A 19,665-nucleotide genomic window follows, 5' to 3' on the forward strand; every position below is an offset into this window, starting at 1 on the left:
AGGACGAGAGGTCGCTGCATGATCGTTCGGTCGATGGAGAAGACGCTGGAGCTCGTCGAGCCTCATGCCCCGCCGACGCTCGTGTCACCGCGAGATTGGCGCGCCTTCAGCCGCTGCGCCCCGGCCCTGCTGGACGCCGCCTCGGTCCTGACCCTCGAATGTCATCTGGGGGCGACCGCTGCGCGGGTCGACTTTCTTGCCTGTATTCTCGCGGAAGGGAGAGAGCTCCTCGCGTCTCGGCTCCCGCGCTCGCGCCGCGAAGGTCCGGTCGCCCCCGGCGGCCCTCCACCGGTGGGAGGCGCCGATCCGCTCCGGGGCCCTCCAGGGCGTCTCCTCGCCGCGTGGACCACGCCCGGCACCCTCCTGTTCGAGCAGGTTCCCCTGCTCTGGTTCGAGTTCGATCAGCCGGCCGCGCGTCGTGGTCCGGTCGAGCCGTCCGTGCTCCTCTGCCTGGATCCGAGGCCCCTCACGAACCTGGAGGCCCCGGAGGCAGAGCGCGACTTCAGCCCGAGCGGCCGGCTCCGGCTCGTCGAGGCGGCCCTCTCCGTGCTCCTCGATGGGCCAGTCCCGGCGGCGACCCAGGCCGCGCTGCTCCGCTGCTTCACCCTGTTGCCGGACGGCGGCCACGCCGTTCATCTGTCCGTCATGAGCGCCAGGCAGCCTGCGACGCTCAAGCTCAACGTCTCGCTGCCGCGCGACCGGCTCATCGGCTACCTGCACGGGGTGGGCTGGCCGGGCAAACCCGGTGAGGTGGAGGAGCTGCTGAGAGCGCTGCGCGTCGATGACGAGCGCGTCACGATCGACGTCACCATCGGAGACAACGTCGCTCCTCGGCTCGGGATCGAGCTCTTCGATCTCGCGACCCGGAAGCTGGACCCGGGCCGGAGCGCGACGCTCGAGCGCCTCTCGTCGCTCGGCCTCTGCACGCCCTCGCAGCGCGACGCGCTCACCGCATGGCCCGGGTCCTCGCGCGAGCGCTGCCGGGAGCACGAATGGCCGTCCCGCGTGCGCCGCTGGATCGACCTGAAGATCGTCCTCGGCCCGGATCGAGCTCTGTCGGCCAAAGCCTACCTTGGTGTCTTACGTTGCTTCTCCCTGGCCTGAGAACCGACACACACGCTGTATTCTGGAGCGTCGCACAATGAAACGCCATTCGTCCTCCATCTACAGATCGGCTTCGATGATCCTGGCGGGCGCGGCACACCTGTCGTGCACCGCGACAGTCCAGCTGCAGAGCTCCTCTCCCCCGCCCTCCCCTCCTGAGAACACGGGCGTGCTCTCACCGGTTGACGACGAGACATGCCGGGCGGAGCTGTGGAGCAAGTTCCCGAGCTTCACCGACAAGCTGTGCTCGGCCCTGCCCCGAGACATCGATCCCGAGCTGCAAGAAAGAACCATAGGGAGGGGGAAATACGCAGAAGGCAACCGTCTATACGACATCCTGGCATGGCAGTCCTTCATCGCGATGGCATGGCCGGTGACCAAGGACGGCCGCGCGCGGCCTCGCCTTGCGGACGATGGCGCCCATGGGTGGGATACCTGGAAGACCAGTTACGACATCTTCAAGCCGGACGGCGGCCCACCCGATGCATGGAACCCTGCCGAGCAGCAGGCCAAGCGGGACGCTCCGGACGCGAGCTTCGCGATCAATGCCTCCCGCACGCTACAGGACGACAGACAGGCCGATTCGTTCATCCTCTGGGACCAGAACGGCAACAAGGTGTATTACGAGGTGCTGTACAGCGAGCGTTTGTTCAAGTACCTCAACGACAACGAGCTGTACAGCATCGATGGACAGATCGCCTACAGCGCGGAATACTGCGCCACCCCCGAGGAAGACTGCACCAACCCCGACGCGCCCTGGGGCAACCCGCGGAACGAGGATCAGATGCCCTCGATCGCGCTCAAGCTCGCGTGGAAGCTGCTGGACGAGAGCGAGAGGCACCTCGAGGGGCGCTTCATCCTCCGGAAGGCGTACGTCAGCACGGGCGCAGGCCCGTCGCTGCAGACGTTCGGCCTCGTGGGCGCGAACGTCATGATCAAGACGCTCTCGGCCAAGAAGCAATGGGTCTGGGCTGCGTTCGAGCACATCGACAACGTCGACGTCAACCCGCTCGAGACGCACGACGGCAAGCCGCTCAAGCCCTCGTTCAACAATCCGAGTTGCCCGCTGTGCCCCGTCAATGAGCCGCCGGATGAGCGCGTCTGGCCGCCTTCGGAGGGTCCGTGGGTCAGCCGCACGCAGGTGCACCGGCAGCAGCCGATCCGGGAGGACACAGCCGCCCTGAACAGCCAGGTCCAGGCGCAGCTCGAGAAGAACCGCTCTGCCCTGCAGTTCTACGAGCTCGTCGGCACGCAGTGGCCGACGGACGGCGGGGGCGAGCCGTCGCCGTCGGACAAGCTCCCCGATGCCGTCGCGAACGAGTCCGGCGGCCGGCCGTACCGACCTTACCTCGTGAACACTGTCCTGGAGACATACATGCAGAAAGGCAACACGGTCGCCGCCGAGGTGAACCGCGCTCTGCGCCCCAAGACGACCCGGATATTCCACACGTCGAGCTGCATGGGCTGCCACTCCGACGCGCAGATCGCCAGGGGAAGGTCGCAGGATAAAATCACGTGGGGAGAGCGCGGCAGCGGTGATTTCTTGTGGAGCTATGCGAAGAAGGCCAGACCGAAGGCCGCCCCGGCGGGCGACGGGCAGGCCTATGGAATGACGAGCGCGGCCGCGGCCGACGCTCAGCCGAAGCAGCGGAAGTAGCTGCACGCGAAGGGCGAGTTCATGCAGATCCTCCTGGGCTACGATGTGACCGCGACCGTCGTCGAAGAGACGCGGACTGCCACCTATCGAGCCATCCGATCCGCCGACGGGCAGCCAGCGCTGATCAAGGCGCTCCACGTCGCTTACCCGACCCTGCTCGACATCACGCGCATCAAGCACGAGCACCAGCTCGCCCAGATGCTCGACAGCCCGTACATCCTCAAGGTACAGCGGCTGGAGAAGCACCAGGGCGTGCCGGTGCTCGTCCTCGAGGATTTCGCGGGTGAGCCGCTGCACTCCGCCATCCCCGCCGAAGGGCTGGACATCGAGCTGCTCCTCCGCGTCGCGATCCAGCTCTGCCGAGCGCTCGAAGCCTTGAATGAACGGGAGATCACCCACAAGAACATCCATCCGGGAAGCATCCTGTTCGACCGGGAGACCGGCCGCGCCAAGCTCACGGATTTCAGCATCGCTTCCCGGCTGCCTCGCGAGAGCCAGACGATCGAGAGCGTCGCCCGGATCGAGGGGCCCCTGGCCTACATGTCACCCGAGCAGACCGGCCGGATGAACCGGGCCCTCGACCATCGCACGGATTTCTACTCGCTCGGGGCGACGCTGTACCAGATGCTCACCGGCCGGCCGCCGTTCCTGGCCACCGATCTGCTCGAGCTCGTGCACTGTCACATCGCCCGGCGGCCTACGCCGCCGGAGGAGCTGCGGCCGGGAGTGCCTGCCCCGCTGTCGAGCGTCGTCATGCGCTTGCTGGCCAAGGCGGCCGAGGACCGTTACCAGAGCGCGCGCGGGCTGCGCATCGACCTCGAGACCTGCCTCGCCGGGTGGAGCTCCGCCGGCGAGATAGCGCCGTTTCCGACAGGCAGGCAGGATCGCTCGGAGAGGCTGCAGTTCCCGCAGAAGCTCTACGGGCGCGACGCGGAGGTCGCCGCCCTCACGGGCGCCTTCGAGCGCGTCGCCCGAGGCGCCACCGAGATCGTGCTCGTCCATGGCTATTCCGGCGTCGGTAAATCGACGCTGGTCAACGAGCTCCACAGGCTCGTCGTCGGCCAGACCGGCAGCTTCCTCTCCGGCAAGTTCGATCAGTTCAATCGGGGTCTACCCTACAGCTCCCTCATCGAGGCGTTCCGGCAGAGCATCCGCCAGCTGCTCACCGAGGACGAGGCGCGGCTCTCTGTCTGGAGGACGCGGCTCGGACGCGCGCTCGGCCCCAACGGCCAGATCATCGTCGATGTGATCCCGGAGCTCGAGCTGGTCCTCGGCCAGCAGCCGGCCGTGCCCCAGCTCGGCCCAGCGGAGTCTCAGAACCGGTTTCGTCAGGTCTTCCAGAGCTTCATTCAGGCCTTCGCCCAGAGGGAGCACCTCCTCGTGCTCTTCCTCGACGACCTGCAGTGGGCCGACGCTGCGTCCCTGGATCTGCTCCGGTACCTGAGCGAAAACCCGGCCAGCGGCTACCTGCTGCTGATCGGCGCGTACCGAGACAACGAGGTCACGGACGGCCACCCCCTGGGCCGCGCGTTCGAGCGCCTCCAGGTGGAGGCGACGAGGGTCACCCACCTCGCGCTGGCGCCGCTCTCCCAGGACGATCTCACGGGGTGGCTCGTCGACGTCCTCTCGTGCACGGCAGAGCGCGCGGGGCCGCTCGCGTCGCTCCTGGCCAGCAAGACCCACGGCAATCCGTTCTTCGTCATGGAGTTCTTGAAGACGCTCCATCAAGAGCGGCTGCTCGTGTTCGACCCGGCGCTCTCGGACGAGCGCGGCGTGGGCGCGTGGCGCTGGGACATGGATCAGCTCAGGTCCGTCGGGGTCACGGACAACGTGGTCGACCTCCTGGTCGGCAAGCTGCAGAGGCTCCCGCTCGCGGCGCAGAGCGCGGTGAAGCTGGCGGCCTGCGTCGGGGGCCGCTTCGACTCGAACATCCTGTCCATCGTGTTCGAGCGCTCGCCGCGGGAGACGGCCGACGCCCTGTGGGAGGCCGTGCAAGCGGGCCTCATCCTGCCCACGGATCAGTCGTACAAGCTGCTGCTCGGCGCCGAGCCGGGAGATCCCTTCGATGCGTCGCTGGAGGAGCTCGCCGTCCCGTACGAGTTCCTGCACGACCGCGTGCAGCAGGCAGCCTATTCGCTCATCCCCGACCAGGACCGGAAGAAGACCCACCTCGACATCGGCCGCCTCCTCCGGCGGCGCCTCCCGGCCGAGCGCGTCGCGGAGCGGCTCTTCGAGGTGGTCAATCACCTGAACGCAGGCGCCGAGGTGGTGCGCGACACGACGGAGCGCCAGGAGATCGCGCAGCTCGATCTCACCGCCGGTCGCAAGGCAAAGGCGTCCGCTGCCTACGAACCGGCGCTGCGCTACCTCGCCGCTGGCACCGAGCTCGTCGGGGCGGAGGGGTGGAGCCGCTGTCATGAGCTGACGTTCGCGCTGCACCTCGAGAGGGCCGAGTGCGACTATCTCATGACCCGCTTCGCGGACGCCGACGAGAGGTTCGCGCTCCTGCTCCGCAACGCCCGCGCCGACGACGAGCGGGTCGCCGTGCATACCGCCCGTGTGACGCAGCTCCTGCACCTGTGCCAGTACGAGCAGGCCGTGGAGACCGGCTTGCTCGCGCTGCAGCTGCTCGGCATACGGCTGTCGTCCAAGCCGCACATGGGTGAGGTGCTGCTCGAGCTCGCCCAGGTTCGATGGAAGCTGCGGGGCAGGCAGATCAGCGAGCTCAGCGAGCTGCCGGACCGCATGACGCCGGAGATCCGGGCGGCGATGGGTCTGCTCATCACCCTCTGGTTCCCTGCCTACCTGCTGCAGCGCGAGCAGCTCATCGGGCTCATCATCCTCAAGCTCGTGCAGCTGTCGCTCACCTACGGCAACACCGAGGCCTCCTCGTTCGCGTTCGCCTGCTTCGGCATGTTCAACAGCTCGGTGTTCCGCGATCCCAAGACGGGCGCGGCGTACGGCAAGCTCGCCCTGGTCCTGGCGCGCAAGTTCAATGATCCATCGGTGACGTGCAGGACGCTCTTCGTCATCGCGAGCTTCCTGGAGGTGTTCTCGTCCCACCTGCGCGAGGCGCTCGATCTGCTCGCGGAGGCGATCCAGTGCGCCGTCGACTCCGGCAACCTGGTGCAAGCATCGTACTGCATGTGCCTGAGCATCTACTGGACCTCTCTGGTCGACACCCCGATCGCGGAGGTGGCCGCGCAGGCTCGCCGGTATCTCGAGTTCGGACGACGGACCGACGCCCAGAAGGTGGTCCAGTGCATGCAGATCACCCTGCGCTGGACGCGAGAGCTGCAGGACGCCGACCCCTCCGCGCTGCGCTCGAACGAGCACTCGCTCGAGCCGGACGCGTACGTCACCGAGGACATGCAGCGCGCGCAGCACCTGCTGCTGGCGCTCCAGATCGGCTACCTGTTCGAGCGTTATGACGAGGTGGTGGAGATCGCGTCGCGGCTCGAGGCCTACAAGGACATGCTGGACCCGAGCTCGGCGTTCGTTCCGCACCACGCGTTTTACCGGGCGCTCGCGGCGCTCTCGCTGGTTCCGGACGCGGACGGCGCGGACAGGCGCCGCCTGCGCGGCGCGATCGACAAGGCAAAGCGGATCTTGCACAAGTGGGCCGAGCACAGCGCGGTGAACGCCCGCCACAAATATGCGCTGGTGCTGGCCGAGGAGGCGCGCGTGGAGGGCCGATCCAGGCAGGCGGCGAGGCTCTACGACGACGCGATCTCCGCAGCGCGGAAGAGCGAGTACCTCCACGATGTGGCTTTGGCGTGCGAGCGCGCGGCGCTGTTCCATCTGAACAGGGGCAAACCGCAGCTGGCCGGCTCGTACCTCCAGGAGGCGCGCGGCTGCTATCTCACCTGGGGCGCGCACACCAAGGTCCGCGCGCTCGACGAGCAGTATCCCGTGCTCCTCATGCGGTCGTCTCCGGCGCAGGTGAAGCATCAGAGCGGCACCGCCGTGACGGTGTCGCCGACGCCCCAGGACCTCGACTTGACCACGGTCGTCAAGGCGTCCCAGGTGCTCTCCAGCGAGATCATGCTCGGTCGGCTCCTGGACAGGATCATGCAGATCATGCTCGAGAACGCAGGCGCAGAGAAGGGAGTCCTCCTCATCAAGGAAGCCGGCCAGCTCGTCATCGAGGCCAAGGGGACGATCGCGTCCGGCGAGGTCACCGTGCTGCAGTCGATCCCGATGGATCAGAGCCCGGATCTCCCGCACGCGCTGGTGAACTACGTCGCCAGGACGCGGGAGAGCGTCGTGCTGCGCGACGCGGCGCGGGATGAGCGGCTGGTCAGCGACCCCTACGTCGTGCGTTGCCAGCCGAGGTCGGTGCTCTGTGCCCCGCTCGTTCATCAGGGACAGCTCGTCGGTGTGCTGTATCTCGAGAACAACCTCATCACCGACACCTTCACCTCGGATCGGCTGAAGGTGCTCCGTCTGCTCTCGTCGCAGGTCGCGATCTCGATCGAGAACGCGCGGCTCTACAACGATCTCGAGCGGAAGGTCGACGAGCGAACCGAGGAGCTCAAGCGCAAGAACATCGCGCTGGCGTCGACGCTCGAGCACCTCCAGCAGACCCAGCAGCAGCTGATCCAGGCGGAGAAGATGGCGTCGCTCGGCAACCTCACCGCGGGAGTCGCTCACGAGCTCAAGAACCCGCTCAATTTCGTCAACAACTTCGCTGAGCTGTCCGTTCGATTCGCGGATGAGCTCGTCACGCTCTCGACCGAGCTCCATCTCGACGACCCGCACAGCGGCGAGGTCATGGCGAAGATCAGGGAGGTGCTCCCGATGCTGAGGATCAACGCGAACAAGATCGCGGAGCACGGCAAGCGCGCGAACGCCATCGTGAACAACATGCTGCTGCACTCCCGTGTCCTGTCGGGCGTCCGAGAGCCGGTGAATTTGAACGCGCTGGTCGAGAAGTCGGTCGAGCTCGCGATGGTCGGCAAGCTCGCTGCGGCGCCCGCCCTGGACGTGGTGGTCGAGAAGGAGTTCGACGCTTCGCTCCCGCCGGTCGAGGTGATGGATCAGGAGCTCGCTCGCGTGATCATCAACCTGGTCAACAACGCGCTCTACTCCGTGGGTGAGCGGGTGCGGGCGGAGAGGGGCGCCGCGGCGGAGCCACCTCGCATCCGGGTGTCGACGCGCCGGGTCGGGTCGATCGCCGAGATCCGGATCTGGGACAACGGCACCGGGATACCGGAGCTCATCCGTGAGCGGATCTTCGACCCATTCTTCACGACCAAGCCCAACGGGCAGGGCACCGGGCTAGGGCTCTCCATCTGCTATGAGATCGTGCGTCACGGCCATGGAGGCGCGATCCGGCTCGGGAACACCGAGAAGGGGCGCCACGCGGAGTTCATCGTGGAGCTGCCGGTGCGTGGCCCCGCGTCCCGCCCGTCCGCGGCCGTGCCGGTGGATGACGTCGCGGTCGATCCGCTGAGCAAACACCGGAGCTGACCAGGGCTGGCGCCGCCGGCGGCGCGATCGCGGCGGGGCGAGCTCGGCCGGCGCAGCGCTGACCGGCGCGCTCGGCCGGCCCTCCGCTACTGCGCCGGCGCGGGGCGCCCCTCGACCGCCGCGAGGTAGTCGCGCACGGATTGCTTCATCCCGACCTCGAGCGCATGCGCCACGAGGTGGTGACCGATCGACACCTCTTGAATCTGCGGCGCCTCGCGGACGAGCGGCGCGAGGTTCTCCACGGTGAGGTCGTGCCCCGCGTTGATCCCGACCCCGGCCGCCACGGCGGCCCTCACGGTCGCGACGATCTTGTCGAGCTCCGCGCGGTGATCGCCGCGATCGAACGCCTGGGCGTAAGGACCGGTGTAGATCTCGATGCGATCGGCCCCCATCTCCGCGACCACGGGCACCACCGCCGGGTCGGCCTCGACGAAGAGGCTTGTCCGGATCCCCTCCTCCTTGAGCCGCTTCACCACAGGCTGGAGGACGAAGCGCCATTTCGCGACGTCCCAGCCGCGGTGCGAGGTGAGCTCGCCCGGCGTGACCGGGACCAGCGTGCACTGCGTCGGCCTGAGCTCGAGCGTGAGGTCCAGGAACTCCTCGCGGAGATCGCCCTCGAAGTTCGACTCCACCGTGGTGATGTGGCGAGTCACCGCCCGCGCGTCGTCCGGCGTGATGTGCCGCCGGTCCGCCCTCGGATGGATGGTGATGCCGTGGGCTCCGTAGTCGACGATCTTCCGGGCGAAGGAGAGGACATTCGGGGCATCGTGTCCCCGCGAGTTCCGCAGGAGCGCGATCTTGTTCACGTTGACGCTGAGCTTCATGGGACATCCTCTCGCCGGCTCGTGCGCGGCGCTCGCGACGCCGCTATACACGATCGACGCCGCGAGGCGAACACGCCGCGCGCCGGCGCGCAGCCGGGAGCGCGCCGCCAGCGCGCAGCTGGGGGGAGCGCCGTCGGCGCCCCCGGGCCGGCCCTCCGGCCGCGGCGGCGCGGCCGTTCGGCGCCTACACGCGCCGCGCGGCCCGCGAGCCCCGCACCGCGACGTCGGTCGCGAGGAGCGACACGACGAGGATGCCGACGGCGACGAGCGCGTTGTTCCACACCGTCGCCATCAGCAGCGCCGGTATCGTCCAGGCGCTGACGAACAGCCACACCGCCAGGATCGCGGTGGCGTAACGCGCCCTGGGCGCCCAGAGCGCGATCAGGGCGAAGACGACGCACAGCGCGCCCACCACCCAGGTGTTGGTGAACTCGTCCCGGCTGTGGCGCCAGGCGAACGCGGAGATCAACAGCCAGATCCCGAGCGCGATGTTGATGCCACGCAAAGCCGCCATCCGATGCTCCATTGGCCTCCCTCCCTCGCGGATCGCCGTGCCGGCGCCTCCGCCGCGCGACGCCCTGGCTCCCTCGCTCTGCCCGCTGGCCGCGGCCTCGGGCCAGGCGTCCTGCCCCGAGCGGCCTCGGCCCGCCGACCGCGGAGCCCGCTCACCCCACCTGCCGAGCGCCGGCGTCCCTGCGCCCGGTCCACACACCCCAGAGCTCAGCGAACGCCGTGCGAATCCAGTGCCACGCGCCTCGCCCTGGGAGCGGCCGCGCGGCCAGAGGCCGCGTTCATGAGGGCCGCCGCGCGGCGGTTCGGCTAGAAGCCCCGTCGCCATGGACTTCTTCGCGACCGCCGCCAAAGGAACCGAGCCCGCCCTCCGCGACGAGCTCCGCGAGCACCGGTTCCGCGGCGTCCGCGCGGATCGCGGCGGCGTCCACTTCTCCGGCCCGCCGGACGAGGGCTTCCGCGCGTGCATCGAGCTCCGCACCGCCGTGCGCGTGCTCGTCGAGCTCGCCTCCTTCGACGCGCCCAGCGGGGACGCGCTCTACGAGGGCGTCTCGCGCGTCGACTGGGCCCCTTACCTGAGCCCGGTCCATACGCTCGCCGTCCGCGCCTCCTGCCGCTCGAGCGCGCTGACCCACACCCAGTTCATCGCGCAGCGGACCAAGGACGCCATCGTCGACCAGATCCGGCGCCGCGTCGGCGCCCGCCCGTCGGTCGACCTCGACGACCCGGATCTCGCCCTCTTCCTCCACCTCGTCCGCGACCGCGCGACGCTCTACGCCGACCTCGGCGGCGCCGCGCTCCACCGCCGCGGCTACCGCACGCACATCGGCGGCGCGCCGCTCAAGGAGACGCTCGCCGCCGCGCTGCTCCGCCTCTCCGGCTGGGACCGCGCCCGCCCGTTCGTCGACCCGATGTGCGGCGCCGGCACCATCGCCCTCGAGGCCGCGCTCTGGGCGCGGGACATCGCCCCCGGCCTGCGCGCGCAGCGCTTCGGCTTCGAGCGGTGGGCGTGCCACGATCAGGCCGCCGCGCGGCGCACGACCGAGCTCCGCGACGCCGCCCGCGCGCGGATCCGGCCCGAGGGCCCCGCGATCGTCGCCGCCGACATCGACCCCCGCGCCGCCGAGATCACCCGCGGCAACGCCCGGATGGCCGGCGTGCAGATCGAGGTCCGCTGTCAGTCCATCACCGCGCTCGCCCCGACCGCGCCGCCGGGCCACGTCCTGACCAACCCGCCGTACGGCGAGCGCCTGCCGGGGACGCTGGCCCTCTACCGCGACATGGCGGCGGCGCTGTCGCGGCTCGAGGGCCACCGCGTCGCCATCCTCGCCGGCACCGAGGACATCGAGCACGCCATGCGCAGGAGGCCGGAGCGCTCGCTCACCGTGTTCAACGGCCCGATCGAGTGCCGGCTGCTGACGTACGACATCCCCTGAACCGGCGCGCCGCGCGGGAGGGCGCGTGCGAGACGTCAGGAGAGCAGGCGCATCACAAGGAACATCGCCAGCGCCGTCAGGAGCATCCCGGCGACGAAGCCGATGATGAGCCCCCGCTTGCCGGCGAGCCAGCTCGGCTCCCGCGCCTGCGGAGGCGCCGGCGCAGGCGCAGGCGGCGCCTGGGGCACGACGACGTGATCGGGCATCGTCGCGCGGCGCTCCAGCACCGTGCGCTGCTCTGCGATGGTCGTGGCGAGCTCGAACGGCAGCGACGCCGCCGGGGCTGCCGGCGAGGCGCTGTCGGCCGCCGCCGGCGCCCTCCGTACGACCGCCGCGGAGTCCCCGACGGTCTCTGCGCTCGCCGCGCCGAACCCCATCGCCCCGAACCCCTGCGGGCTCGCCGCCTGGAGCTCGCCGGGCGTCACCGTGGGCATCTGGCTCTCGGCCGGGGGGTGGGACGAGACCAGCCGGAGCGTGTTGGCGGCGCGCGGCGATCTCCTGTCCCACGCCCCCGCCGCCCCCCCGTCGAGCGGGCTCTGCGGCGTCGCCGGGACCGGCACGGAATCGACGCGCACCAGGCCGACCTCGGCCCGCTTCTCGGGCGTGCCCAGCCCGAAGTCCTCGGCGGAGCGGAGCGTCGCCTTCACCTCGCGGCCAGGAGGCGTGATGTCGAGCTCGTCGCCCTCGTCATAGGCCGCCGTATGGACTCGCACCCTCGCCGGACCGAGGAGCTCGTCGCGACGGACCATGGTGAGCGTGCTGTCGTCGTCCCCGCTCGCGTCGTCGTACGCGCCGTACGCGCCCGGCTCGGCCAGGCCGTTCCCCGAGAGCAGCGCCTCGCTGGCGCCGTGGGACCAGGACGGGAGCTGCAGCGAGATCTCCGGCACCGACTCCCCGGCCCAGCGCTGCGGCTCGGCGCCCGCCCCCGGCGCGACCGCCTGCGGATCGAGCGTCTGCGGGAGCTCCGAGGGCGGCGGCGCGTGGTGAAGCACCACCGGCGGTGGACGCGCGACCTCGGCGCCAGCCCCCCCGCCGGAGACGAGCGTCCGGGCCGACTCGATCGAGAGCTCCGCCCTGGGCGCCTGGCCGGAGATCGGCGCCGACGTCGAGCTCGGCAGCGACGTCAGCGGCGGGAGCGACATCGGCCCCCGCTGCAGCGACGCGTCCCGCGAGAAGAGCGAGCTCGGCTGCCGGCGCGAGATCGGCCCGAGCCCCACGGCCGTGTCGGGCAGCTCGGCCAGCAGGCAGTGCAGCGTGTACCCGAGCTCGCGCGCCGTCTGGTACCTGTCCGCCGGCTCCTTGGCGAGCGCCTTCACGATCAGCGCCTCGAGGCGCGGGTGGATCCCGGGCGCGCAGCTGCTCGGCGCCGGCACCGGCGCATGGATGTGGAGCGTCGCCGTGTGGAGCGGCGTCTCGCCCTCGAACGGCAGCCGCCCCGTGACGAGCTGGAACAAGAGGACCCCGCAGGTGTACAGGTCGGCCCGCTGATCCACCGGCAGCAGCCCGCACTGCTCCGGAGCCATGTAGGCCGGCGTGCCGACGAACGTGCCCGCGCGCGTCACGACGGACAGCGGGTCGGCGAGGAGCTCGGGCGCCTCGCCGGACGAGCCCGTGTCGAGGATCTTGGCGATCCCGAAATCGAGCACCTTCACCCGCTCGCCGTGAGGGTGCATGGGATCGGGGACCACCATGACGTTCTCGGGCTTCAGATCGCGGTGCACGACGCCCATCTCGTGGGCGACCGCGAGCGCCTCGCACACCTCCGAGAGGATGCGGACCGCCCGCGCCTGGCCGATCGCGCCGTGGCGCTCGAGGAGGACGTAGAGGTCGTCCCCCGAGAGCAGCTCCATCACGATGTAGCTGAGGGCGCCCTCGACCCCGTACTCGAAGATCTTGACGGAGTTCGGGTGCTTCACCCGCGCCGCGGCCTTCGCCTCGCGCTGGAAGCGCCGGATGAACGCGCGGTCCCCGGTGAACTCCGGGTTCATGATCTTGATCGCCACCCGGCGGGGCTCGGCGTCGCGCTCGGCGATGAAGACGCTGGCCATGCCGCCCTCGCCGAGGAAGCGGGTGATCGTGAACCGCCCGGCCACCTTGCGGCCGAGGAGCGCTTCATGCCTCATGCGCCCGGCACCTGCCGGCGTCTGCCCCGCTCGCCCGCTTCCGGGCGGCCGCACCGCATGCCCGCCCCAGGGCGGCCGTGCCCCTCGCGCAGGAGAGCGCTGCGCCCATGGCTGTCCGCGCGCCCGCGCGACCCGCGCGTCCGATGCGAGGGAGAGTGCACGCGGCGACCATACCAAAGAACTCGACAGCCGACGACTTGTCGGCCCCCGGCGGCGCGCGGTGCCCCTTCCGCGAGCGCGCGCCGCGCGCCCCCGCGCCCGCGCCGTTGACCGTCCCGAGCACTGCTCCGACCGCCGTCACCCCGGAGACGGGCGCCGGTCGCAAGCTCGTCCGGCAACAGTTAACTCTTTAACGCCACCCCCGATGCGCATGTGCGACAGGTGCTTAACTTATCGAAAGAGCTCGCGTTCGAGCGTCGGCGAGCGTTGGCAACGTTCTTGCCTTGGGGGGACTACCTCGCGCTGCGCCCTGTGCGCCGTGAAGGGTCAGCTTGTGCGTCGATCTCGACAGGCAGCTTCCGGAGGATCGTTGATGAATCGAATTTTTAGGCGTGCGGTGCTCCTCGGCACCGTCGCGCTGACCGTCGTGGGGGCGGGCTGCGCCGAGGAGCGGCCGTCCATCAGAAGGGTGCAGAGCGATGCGCTCGCCAAGTCCTTCTTCGTTGGAGGGGACCTCAAAGACATCGTCGATGACCCCGAGTTCTACATGCGGGGTACGGTCGTCGACGTCGGGTACGGCGCCGCCCAAGATGGCCTCTTCACGTCGACCTACGCCCAGCCCGTCTCCCGGATCAAGTGGGAGATCACCGAGCACCAGCTCAACGCCCGGCTCGCCTACGAGCGCATCGAGGGGACCGACGGCAAGGGCAACAACTATAACGGGCTCACCAAGAAGACCACGAACGACGGCCAGATCGTCGCGAGCTACGCGATCGAGTCGCATTTCGACATCGTCCGGGACTACAACCCGTCGACCGGCGAGGAGTCGAACGTCATCGTCGAGAACACCAGCGACCGGCTCTGGTACGAGCGCGAGTACATCCGCGTCGACTGGTCCCGCAACCTCGCGACCGACGCCTACAACTTCGACACCCTGTCGCAGATCGGCCTCTACGGAGGTGTCGAGTACGAGCCGCTCGCCTATTACGTCAGCGACCCCGCCTCCGCCGACGCCCCGCGGTTCGACGGCGAGAACGGCTACTTCGACGTCACGACGAAGGCGTTCGCCACGCCCGCGCTGCTCGACCTCTCGAGCCTTGGCTGGGGCATCGACAAGTTCCCTGCCTGCATGCTCCCGGGCGACTTCGCCGGCGGCACCGACCCGTACGGCAACTGCAACCCGGTCGAGATCACGATCCGGCAGTCGTTCAAGAAGGTGGTCGACAACGACTACGAGCCGGTCGACTTCGACGGCGTGAGGTTCCAGGCGTTCGGCATCTTCAACTTCGATTACCGCTACGGCTACGAGCGCAACTACGGCATCGTGGACAACCAGTGGCGGCGCTTTGCGGCCCGCTACAACCTCTGGAAGCGCAGCCACTTCTACACGGATCCCGAGGCGATGGAGGGCGCGGTCGCCTGCGCGACCCGGGAGACGGCCCCGGCCGGCGACGTGACCGCCGATCCGAACCTCGACGAGAACAAGGACGGCACCGCGGACGTGTGCGCGGCGGCCGGCGCGGGCTCGCAGTGCGACGTGTACAAGCAGAAGTGCACGCTGCCTTACACGGAGCGCGAGGCCGTCGTCATCCCCTGGTACGTCGGCGGCAACACGTCGGAGGACATCTTCGAGGCGACCCAGTGGGCCACCGAGGAGTGGGATCTCGCGATGAAGACCGCGATCCAGACGTCGCGCCTCGTCGAGTGCCGGAAGACGGGCGGCCAGGACTGCGACGCGAAGTTCCCGATGTGGAAGGGCCAGCAGGACGACATCGACGAGGCCGTCGCGCTCTCGCGCGCGCTGAACGCGTGCCGCCGCGAGCAGGGCTGGGACGCGCCGGCGTGCGACGACCAGGCCAAGCAGGCCGTGGAGCAGCTCTCTCAGCGGCGGGGCGGCGACCAGGCGACGCTCGCGATCGGAAGCGTCGTCACGCAGCCTTCGGTGATCGTGCTCTGCCACAACCCCATCGTGGAGGGCGATCACCCCGCCTGCGGCGACACGAGCGTCCCCCTCGAGGAGCGCGTCGCCCCGCGGCTCGGCGACCTCCGCTACAACAGCGTGCTCATCGTCGAGAAGCCGCAGACCCCGTCGCCCTGGGGCATCATGGTCGACGCCGACGACCCGATCACGGGCGAGAAGGTGGCCGCCAGCATCAACATCTGGAGCCACGTCACCGACTCCGCGGCGCAGCAGCTCGTCGACATCGTCCGCTACATCAACGGCGAGATCCCGACCTCCGAGATCACGGACGGCAAGTACATCCGCGACTGGGCGCAGGCGAGCCGCATGTCCGGCGGCGGCCAGGGGCCCACGATGACGAAGCAGGAGGTCACGTCGCGGCTCGCGAGCGCCACGAAGCTCGACGCCGAGGCGTACGCGGGCCTCGTCGCGCAGGGCGTCTCCCCCCAGCTCAAGGCGCTCATCGAGCCGATGAAGGCGAAGGTCGCCGACATCGCGGTGCGGGGCGACGTCCCCTCCCCGCAGCAGGCGGTCGTGGGCGCCCGCATGAAGGCCGCCCGGGGCAGCCTCGCCGAGTCGGAGCTCCTGAACCCGGCGATGCTGAAGCGCGCGGGCGTCCCCGCCGGCCTGCCCATTGAGGGCCCGCTCGCGGACGCGGCGTCGCCGTTCGCGATGAACAACCCGAAGATGCACTCGCAGCTCCGCCGCATGCACGACAACGCGCTCGCCGAGCGCGGCGCCTGCATCCTGCACGAGGCCCCCGAGGCCTCGGCGATGACGGGCCTCGCGGAGGCGCTCCGCGAGAAGTTCCCCGTCGGCGACGACGAGACGGCCGACGAGAAGCGGGGGCGCTACGAGAAGATGTTCAAGTACATCCAGCGCCGCTACCAGTACGCGGTCATCGCGCACGAGATGGGGCACTCCATCGGCCTCCGGCACAACTTCGTGAGCAGCTACGCCTCGCTCTTCTTCCGGCCCCAGTACTGGCAGCTCAGGACGAAGAACGGGAAGGTCAAGGCGGCGTGCACCGGTGAGGCGGACGAGAGCCCGGAGCAGTGCGTCGGCCCTCGCTACTTCGACGCGATCACGGACGAAGAGCAGAAGAACATGATCTGGATGTTCCAGCACTCCACGGTCATGGACTACCCGGGCGACGTCTCGCAGGACCTGGTCGGCCTGGGCGTCTACGACTTCGCCGCCGCGCGCTTCTTCTACGGCGACAACGTGAGCGTCTACGACAACGGCGACCGCAACTACCTCGCCGGCGGCAGGGTCGGCGGCGGGCTCCTCGCCGCGACGGACAACTTCGGCGGGCTGGCCGGCATCAAGTACGGCATGTTCGCGAAGGGCAACGCCACGAACGCGCCCAGCGTCAACGACTTCCACTACTCCCAGCTGCAATCGCAGTACGAGGTCATCCGCGACTGCTACGACGTGGAGGCGACCCCGCCCGCGACGTGGAACGAGCAGCTCGACGGCAAGTGGCATCCGCTCCTCGACGGCGGCATCGTCACGGTCGGCGAGGAGACGAAGCGCTGCCGCCAGCAGCCGGTCGACTACGTCGGCTGGAAGCAGCTGCGCAAGCCGCAGGACAGCGAGACCGCGATCGGCGCATTCCGCGGCGGCCCGGCGGTCGACGCCCAGAACCGCGTCCGCGTGCCGTACGGGTTCGCGACCGACAACTGGGCCGACACCGGCAACGTCTCGGTCTTCCGCCACGACAACGGCGCCGACCCGTACGAGCAGCTGATGTTCCTGCTCACCACCCAGGAGAACAGGCACATCTTCGACAACTTCCGGCGCAACCGCACGACGTTCAGCGTCCGCGCCGCGGCGGACAGGTCCTACAGCCGCTACAACGAGAAGATGCTCGGCATCGCCGGCGGCATCGGGTTCTACGGGACGATCTACCAGGATCTCGCGACGAACCAGGGCCTGTCGTTCGACACGCTGTGGCCGCTCCTCGTCGAGGGCAGCCTGCAGGAGAACGTCGTGGCCGCGACGGTGGCGTTCGATCACTTCACGAGGCAGCTCGCCCGCCCGGAGGAGGGGCCGCACTACCTGCGCGATCCGCTGTTCAACGACCCGGTCCTCCGCTCGAACCTCGACGGCGACGACTACGGCGCCGGCGAGGACTTCGGCTCCTTCGGCGGCACGACCAACAGCCCGGTGCTGGTGCAGATCCCGAACGGCTCGACCGGCTACCTGAAGGACATCGGGTTCGGCGGTCACCCGCTCGAGAACAGGAACTCGGAGAGCAACGGCGACTTCGACACCGACTACTCGTTCAACGCGGGCAGCTACTACGACAAGATCCACACGGCCATCCTGCTCTCCGAGTCGGAGGACCGGTTCGTGAGCCAGTCCCGCCGCGACTTCTACGACGCCCGCTTCCGCGCGGTCGGCATGGCCGACGTGCTGCCCGAGGGCTACCGCCGCGTGCTCGCCAACGCCCTCACCGGCGATCGCTCGCTCCTCGCGCCTCGCCTCGAGGCCGGCGAGGACGGCTTCCCGGTGCTCGACACGGCGAGCAAGGATCCCGACCCGCTGGCGAAGGAGTTCCCGGCGCGCCCGATGGGCTGGGTCAGCTGGTGGCCGAACGAGGGGCCGAAGGTCTGCTTCCCGACCGACGGGAAGAACCTCTGCACGAACTACCTCGGCGGCGACTTCGACCCGGCCGTCGTGGACCGGACCGTCGCGGTCGATCCGCAGATCGGCTGGGAGGTGCAGAAGTTCCTGATCGCGTGGACGCTCGCGAACATCCCCGCGAACGGCAAGACGAACTGGCTCGACATGATGCGCGTCTACCGGCTCGGCAGCGACGCGGACCCGGGCTTCGAGCAGCGCATCGAGTGGCAGGACCCGACGTCCGGGCAGGTCTACTACGCCCGCACGTACGGCATGGAGTGCCTCTTCGGGGCCGGCAAGAACAGGGCGGCCTGCGAGGACTCCGGCGGCAAGTGGGTGCAGAAGGGCATCGCGGCCCGCGTGCTCGAGTACGCCAACGCCCTCACCGCGAAGGGCTACCAGCTCGACGCGAGGCACGAGGCGCAGCCGGGCAACCCGGCGGACAGCATCCCCGCGGATCCCGCGTACGTCGCCGACTACGGCCCCGGCTTCAACAAGTACGGTCGCGCGATGATCACGTACCACCCGGACGGCGCCGCGATCATCATCCCGGATCCGGCGATCAAGGACGTGCCCGCGGTCGGCCCGCTCAAGGAGGTGCCGGCGTGCGATCAGAACATCAACGAGAACTGCACCCAGCTCACCATCTACAAGAACCACTACGCGTACGAGCTGAAGGGCTACAAGTCGGTGCCTGACTACCTGCTCAAGATGATGGCCCAGTTCGGCCTCGCCGACCCGGAGCAGCTGGGCATCTTCCCCGACTGATCCACGCCTCCCCACGCCGGGGCCCCGCGCCGGGGCCCCGCGCTCCCCCTCATAAGCGTTAACCAAGCTTCGCGCCGCGTTCTCCTACATCCGAACGTGGTCGTGGTCGTTCACGACCTAACGTTGACGACCACGACCACGTTCACGACGACGTAAACGTTCACGTTCACGACCACGTAAACGTTCACGTTCACGTTGGTGACGCCCTGAGCGGCGTCCGGCCGTCCGCGTCCCTCAGGCCCGAGATAACCTGGCCGAGCCCGCCTGCTGCCGTTGGAGGTCGCGCGGGCGCCAGGGCGGCACTACGCTCGGCGTGGCGCTGCGCGCGCCGCGGCATGATCCCCTCCCCCGCCCTTCACGCCATCGCCCCGGCCCACCGCTCGGACGCGCGGGCCTTCGCGGCCTACCTCATCGAGCACGTCGCCGAGTCCGGCCGGCGCGGAGTGCCCCATTTCGCCATCGCGACGTCGCTCGCCCCCGACGAGGTCGAGCACAGCGCGCGCGACCGCTGGGGCAAGGGGCTCGACGAGCCGCTCTGGGGGCGGGCCTGGCTGCTCCGGTCGAGCGAGCCGCGGGCGCGCATCATCGGGCACATCGAGCTCCGCGGCGGCCGCGTCTGGTCCGAGGGCCACCGCGCCGTCGTCGCGATGGGCATCCTCGGCCCCCACACCGGGCAGGGCCACGGCCGGCGCCTGCTCGAGACCGCGATCGCGTGGGCCCGCGACGAGGCGGGCCTCGAGTACCTCGACCTCGGCGTCTTCGCCAACAACGAGCGGGCCAGGCGGCTCTACGCGGGGATGGGGTTCGTCCCGATCGGCACCCGGGAGGACGCGTTCCGGGTCGACGGCGCCATCCTGGATGACATCCAGATGACCCTCGCGCTCCGCTCTCCCGACCCGCGCGCGGTCGCCCCGTCGGAGCGCTGAGCCACGGCGCGGGCGTCCCCGGGCCCGCCCGCGGCCCGGCCCGTGCCCCGCACGAGCGCTGGACGCGCGCTGGAGGGTACCCGCCGCGGCGCAGATGC

9 protein-coding genes are annotated in these 19,665 nt (G+C 69.7%); 6 read left to right on the top strand and 3 right to left on the bottom strand.

The genetic code is table 11. The features are described from left to right. The first annotated feature begins 18 nt into the window (after positions 1-18). The 3 genes from WMF12_RS30790 to WMF12_RS30800 all read left to right on the top strand — a co-directional run bounded on the left by WMF12_RS30790 (position 19) and on the right by WMF12_RS30800 (position 8,233). Entirely contained in the window at positions 19-1,104 is a 1,086-nt protein-coding gene (locus tag WMF12_RS30790) for a hypothetical protein (protein WP_437851129.1), read from the top strand. A 169-nt stretch (positions 1,105-1,273) separates the two neighbouring features. Then, complete coding sequence (locus WMF12_RS30795) at positions 1,274-2,761, top strand: hypothetical protein (RefSeq protein ID WP_437851131.1); 1,488 nt, start codon at positions 1,274-1,276, stop codon at positions 2,759-2,761. A gap of 21 nt (positions 2,762-2,782) precedes the next feature. After that, positions 2,783-8,233, top strand: a complete 5,451-nt coding sequence (locus WMF12_RS30800) for an AAA family ATPase (RefSeq protein ID WP_437851133.1) — start codon at positions 2,783-2,785, stop codon at positions 8,231-8,233. Between the two features lie 86 nt (positions 8,234-8,319). Here WMF12_RS30800 and WMF12_RS30805 read toward each other — a convergent pair whose 3' ends face one another. Both WMF12_RS30805 and WMF12_RS30810 read right to left on the bottom strand, forming a co-directional pair. Continuing rightward, positions 8,320-9,057, bottom strand: a complete 738-nt coding sequence (locus WMF12_RS30805) for a pyridoxine 5'-phosphate synthase (protein ID WP_437851135.1) — start codon at positions 9,055-9,057, stop codon at positions 8,320-8,322. A 184-nt stretch (positions 9,058-9,241) separates the two neighbouring features. After that, positions 9,242-9,571 (bottom strand): SPW repeat domain-containing protein, encoded by a 330-nt coding sequence (locus tag WMF12_RS30810; RefSeq protein WP_437851137.1) that lies wholly within the window; start codon positions 9,569-9,571, stop codon positions 9,242-9,244. A gap of 322 nt (positions 9,572-9,893) precedes the next feature. On the opposite strand from WMF12_RS30810, the gene WMF12_RS30815 reads away from it, so the two are divergent. Then, entirely contained in the window at positions 9,894-11,003 is a 1,110-nt protein-coding gene (locus WMF12_RS30815) for a THUMP domain-containing class I SAM-dependent RNA methyltransferase (protein ID WP_437851138.1), read from the top strand. Between the two features lie 35 nt (positions 11,004-11,038). Here WMF12_RS30815 and WMF12_RS30820 read toward each other — a convergent pair whose 3' ends face one another. Then, positions 11,039-13,126, bottom strand: coding sequence for a protein kinase domain-containing protein (locus tag WMF12_RS30820; RefSeq protein ID WP_437851139.1), 2,088 nt, complete (start codon positions 13,124-13,126; stop codon positions 11,039-11,041). Positions 13,127-13,658: 532 nt separating this feature from the next. On the opposite strand from WMF12_RS30820, the gene WMF12_RS30825 reads away from it, so the two are divergent. Beyond that, positions 13,659-18,641, top strand: coding sequence for a zinc-dependent metalloprotease (locus WMF12_RS30825; RefSeq protein WP_437851140.1), 4,983 nt, complete (start codon positions 13,659-13,661; stop codon positions 18,639-18,641). A 335-nt stretch (positions 18,642-18,976) separates the two neighbouring features. Next, positions 18,977-19,567: an N-acetyltransferase family protein gene (locus WMF12_RS30830; RefSeq protein WP_437740239.1), complete on the top strand. Its 591-nt coding sequence runs from the start codon at positions 18,977-18,979 to the stop codon at positions 19,565-19,567. Positions 19,568-19,665: the final 98 nt, after the last annotated feature.

Origin of the sequence: Sorangium sp. So ce363 (assembly GCF_051520435.1) — a bacterium.
In the GTDB taxonomy this organism is placed as follows: domain Bacteria; phylum Myxococcota_A; class Polyangia; order Polyangiales; family Polyangiaceae; genus Sorangium; species Sorangium cellulosum_B.

Coding starts and splice junctions, on each gene's coding strand:
- WMF12_RS30790 (WP_437851129.1), top strand. CDS start 19: ATGATCGTTCGGTCGATGGAGAAGACGCTGGAGCTCGTCGAGCCTCAT.
- WMF12_RS30800 (WP_437851133.1), top strand. CDS start 2,783: ATGCAGATCCTCCTGGGCTACGATGTGACCGCGACCGTCGTCGAAGAG.
- WMF12_RS30805 (WP_437851135.1), bottom strand. CDS start 9,057: ATGAAGCTCAGCGTCAACGTGAACAAGATCGCGCTCCTGCGGAACTCG.
- WMF12_RS30810 (WP_437851137.1), bottom strand. CDS start 9,571: ATGGCGGCTTTGCGTGGCATCAACATCGCGCTCGGGATCTGGCTGTTG.
- WMF12_RS30815 (WP_437851138.1), top strand. CDS start 9,894: ATGGACTTCTTCGCGACCGCCGCCAAAGGAACCGAGCCCGCCCTCCGC.
- WMF12_RS30820 (WP_437851139.1), bottom strand. CDS start 13,126: ATGAGGCATGAAGCGCTCCTCGGCCGCAAGGTGGCCGGGCGGTTCACG.
- WMF12_RS30825 (WP_437851140.1), top strand. CDS start 13,659: ATGAATCGAATTTTTAGGCGTGCGGTGCTCCTCGGCACCGTCGCGCTG.
- WMF12_RS30830 (WP_437740239.1), top strand. CDS start 18,977: ATGATCCCCTCCCCCGCCCTTCACGCCATCGCCCCGGCCCACCGCTCG.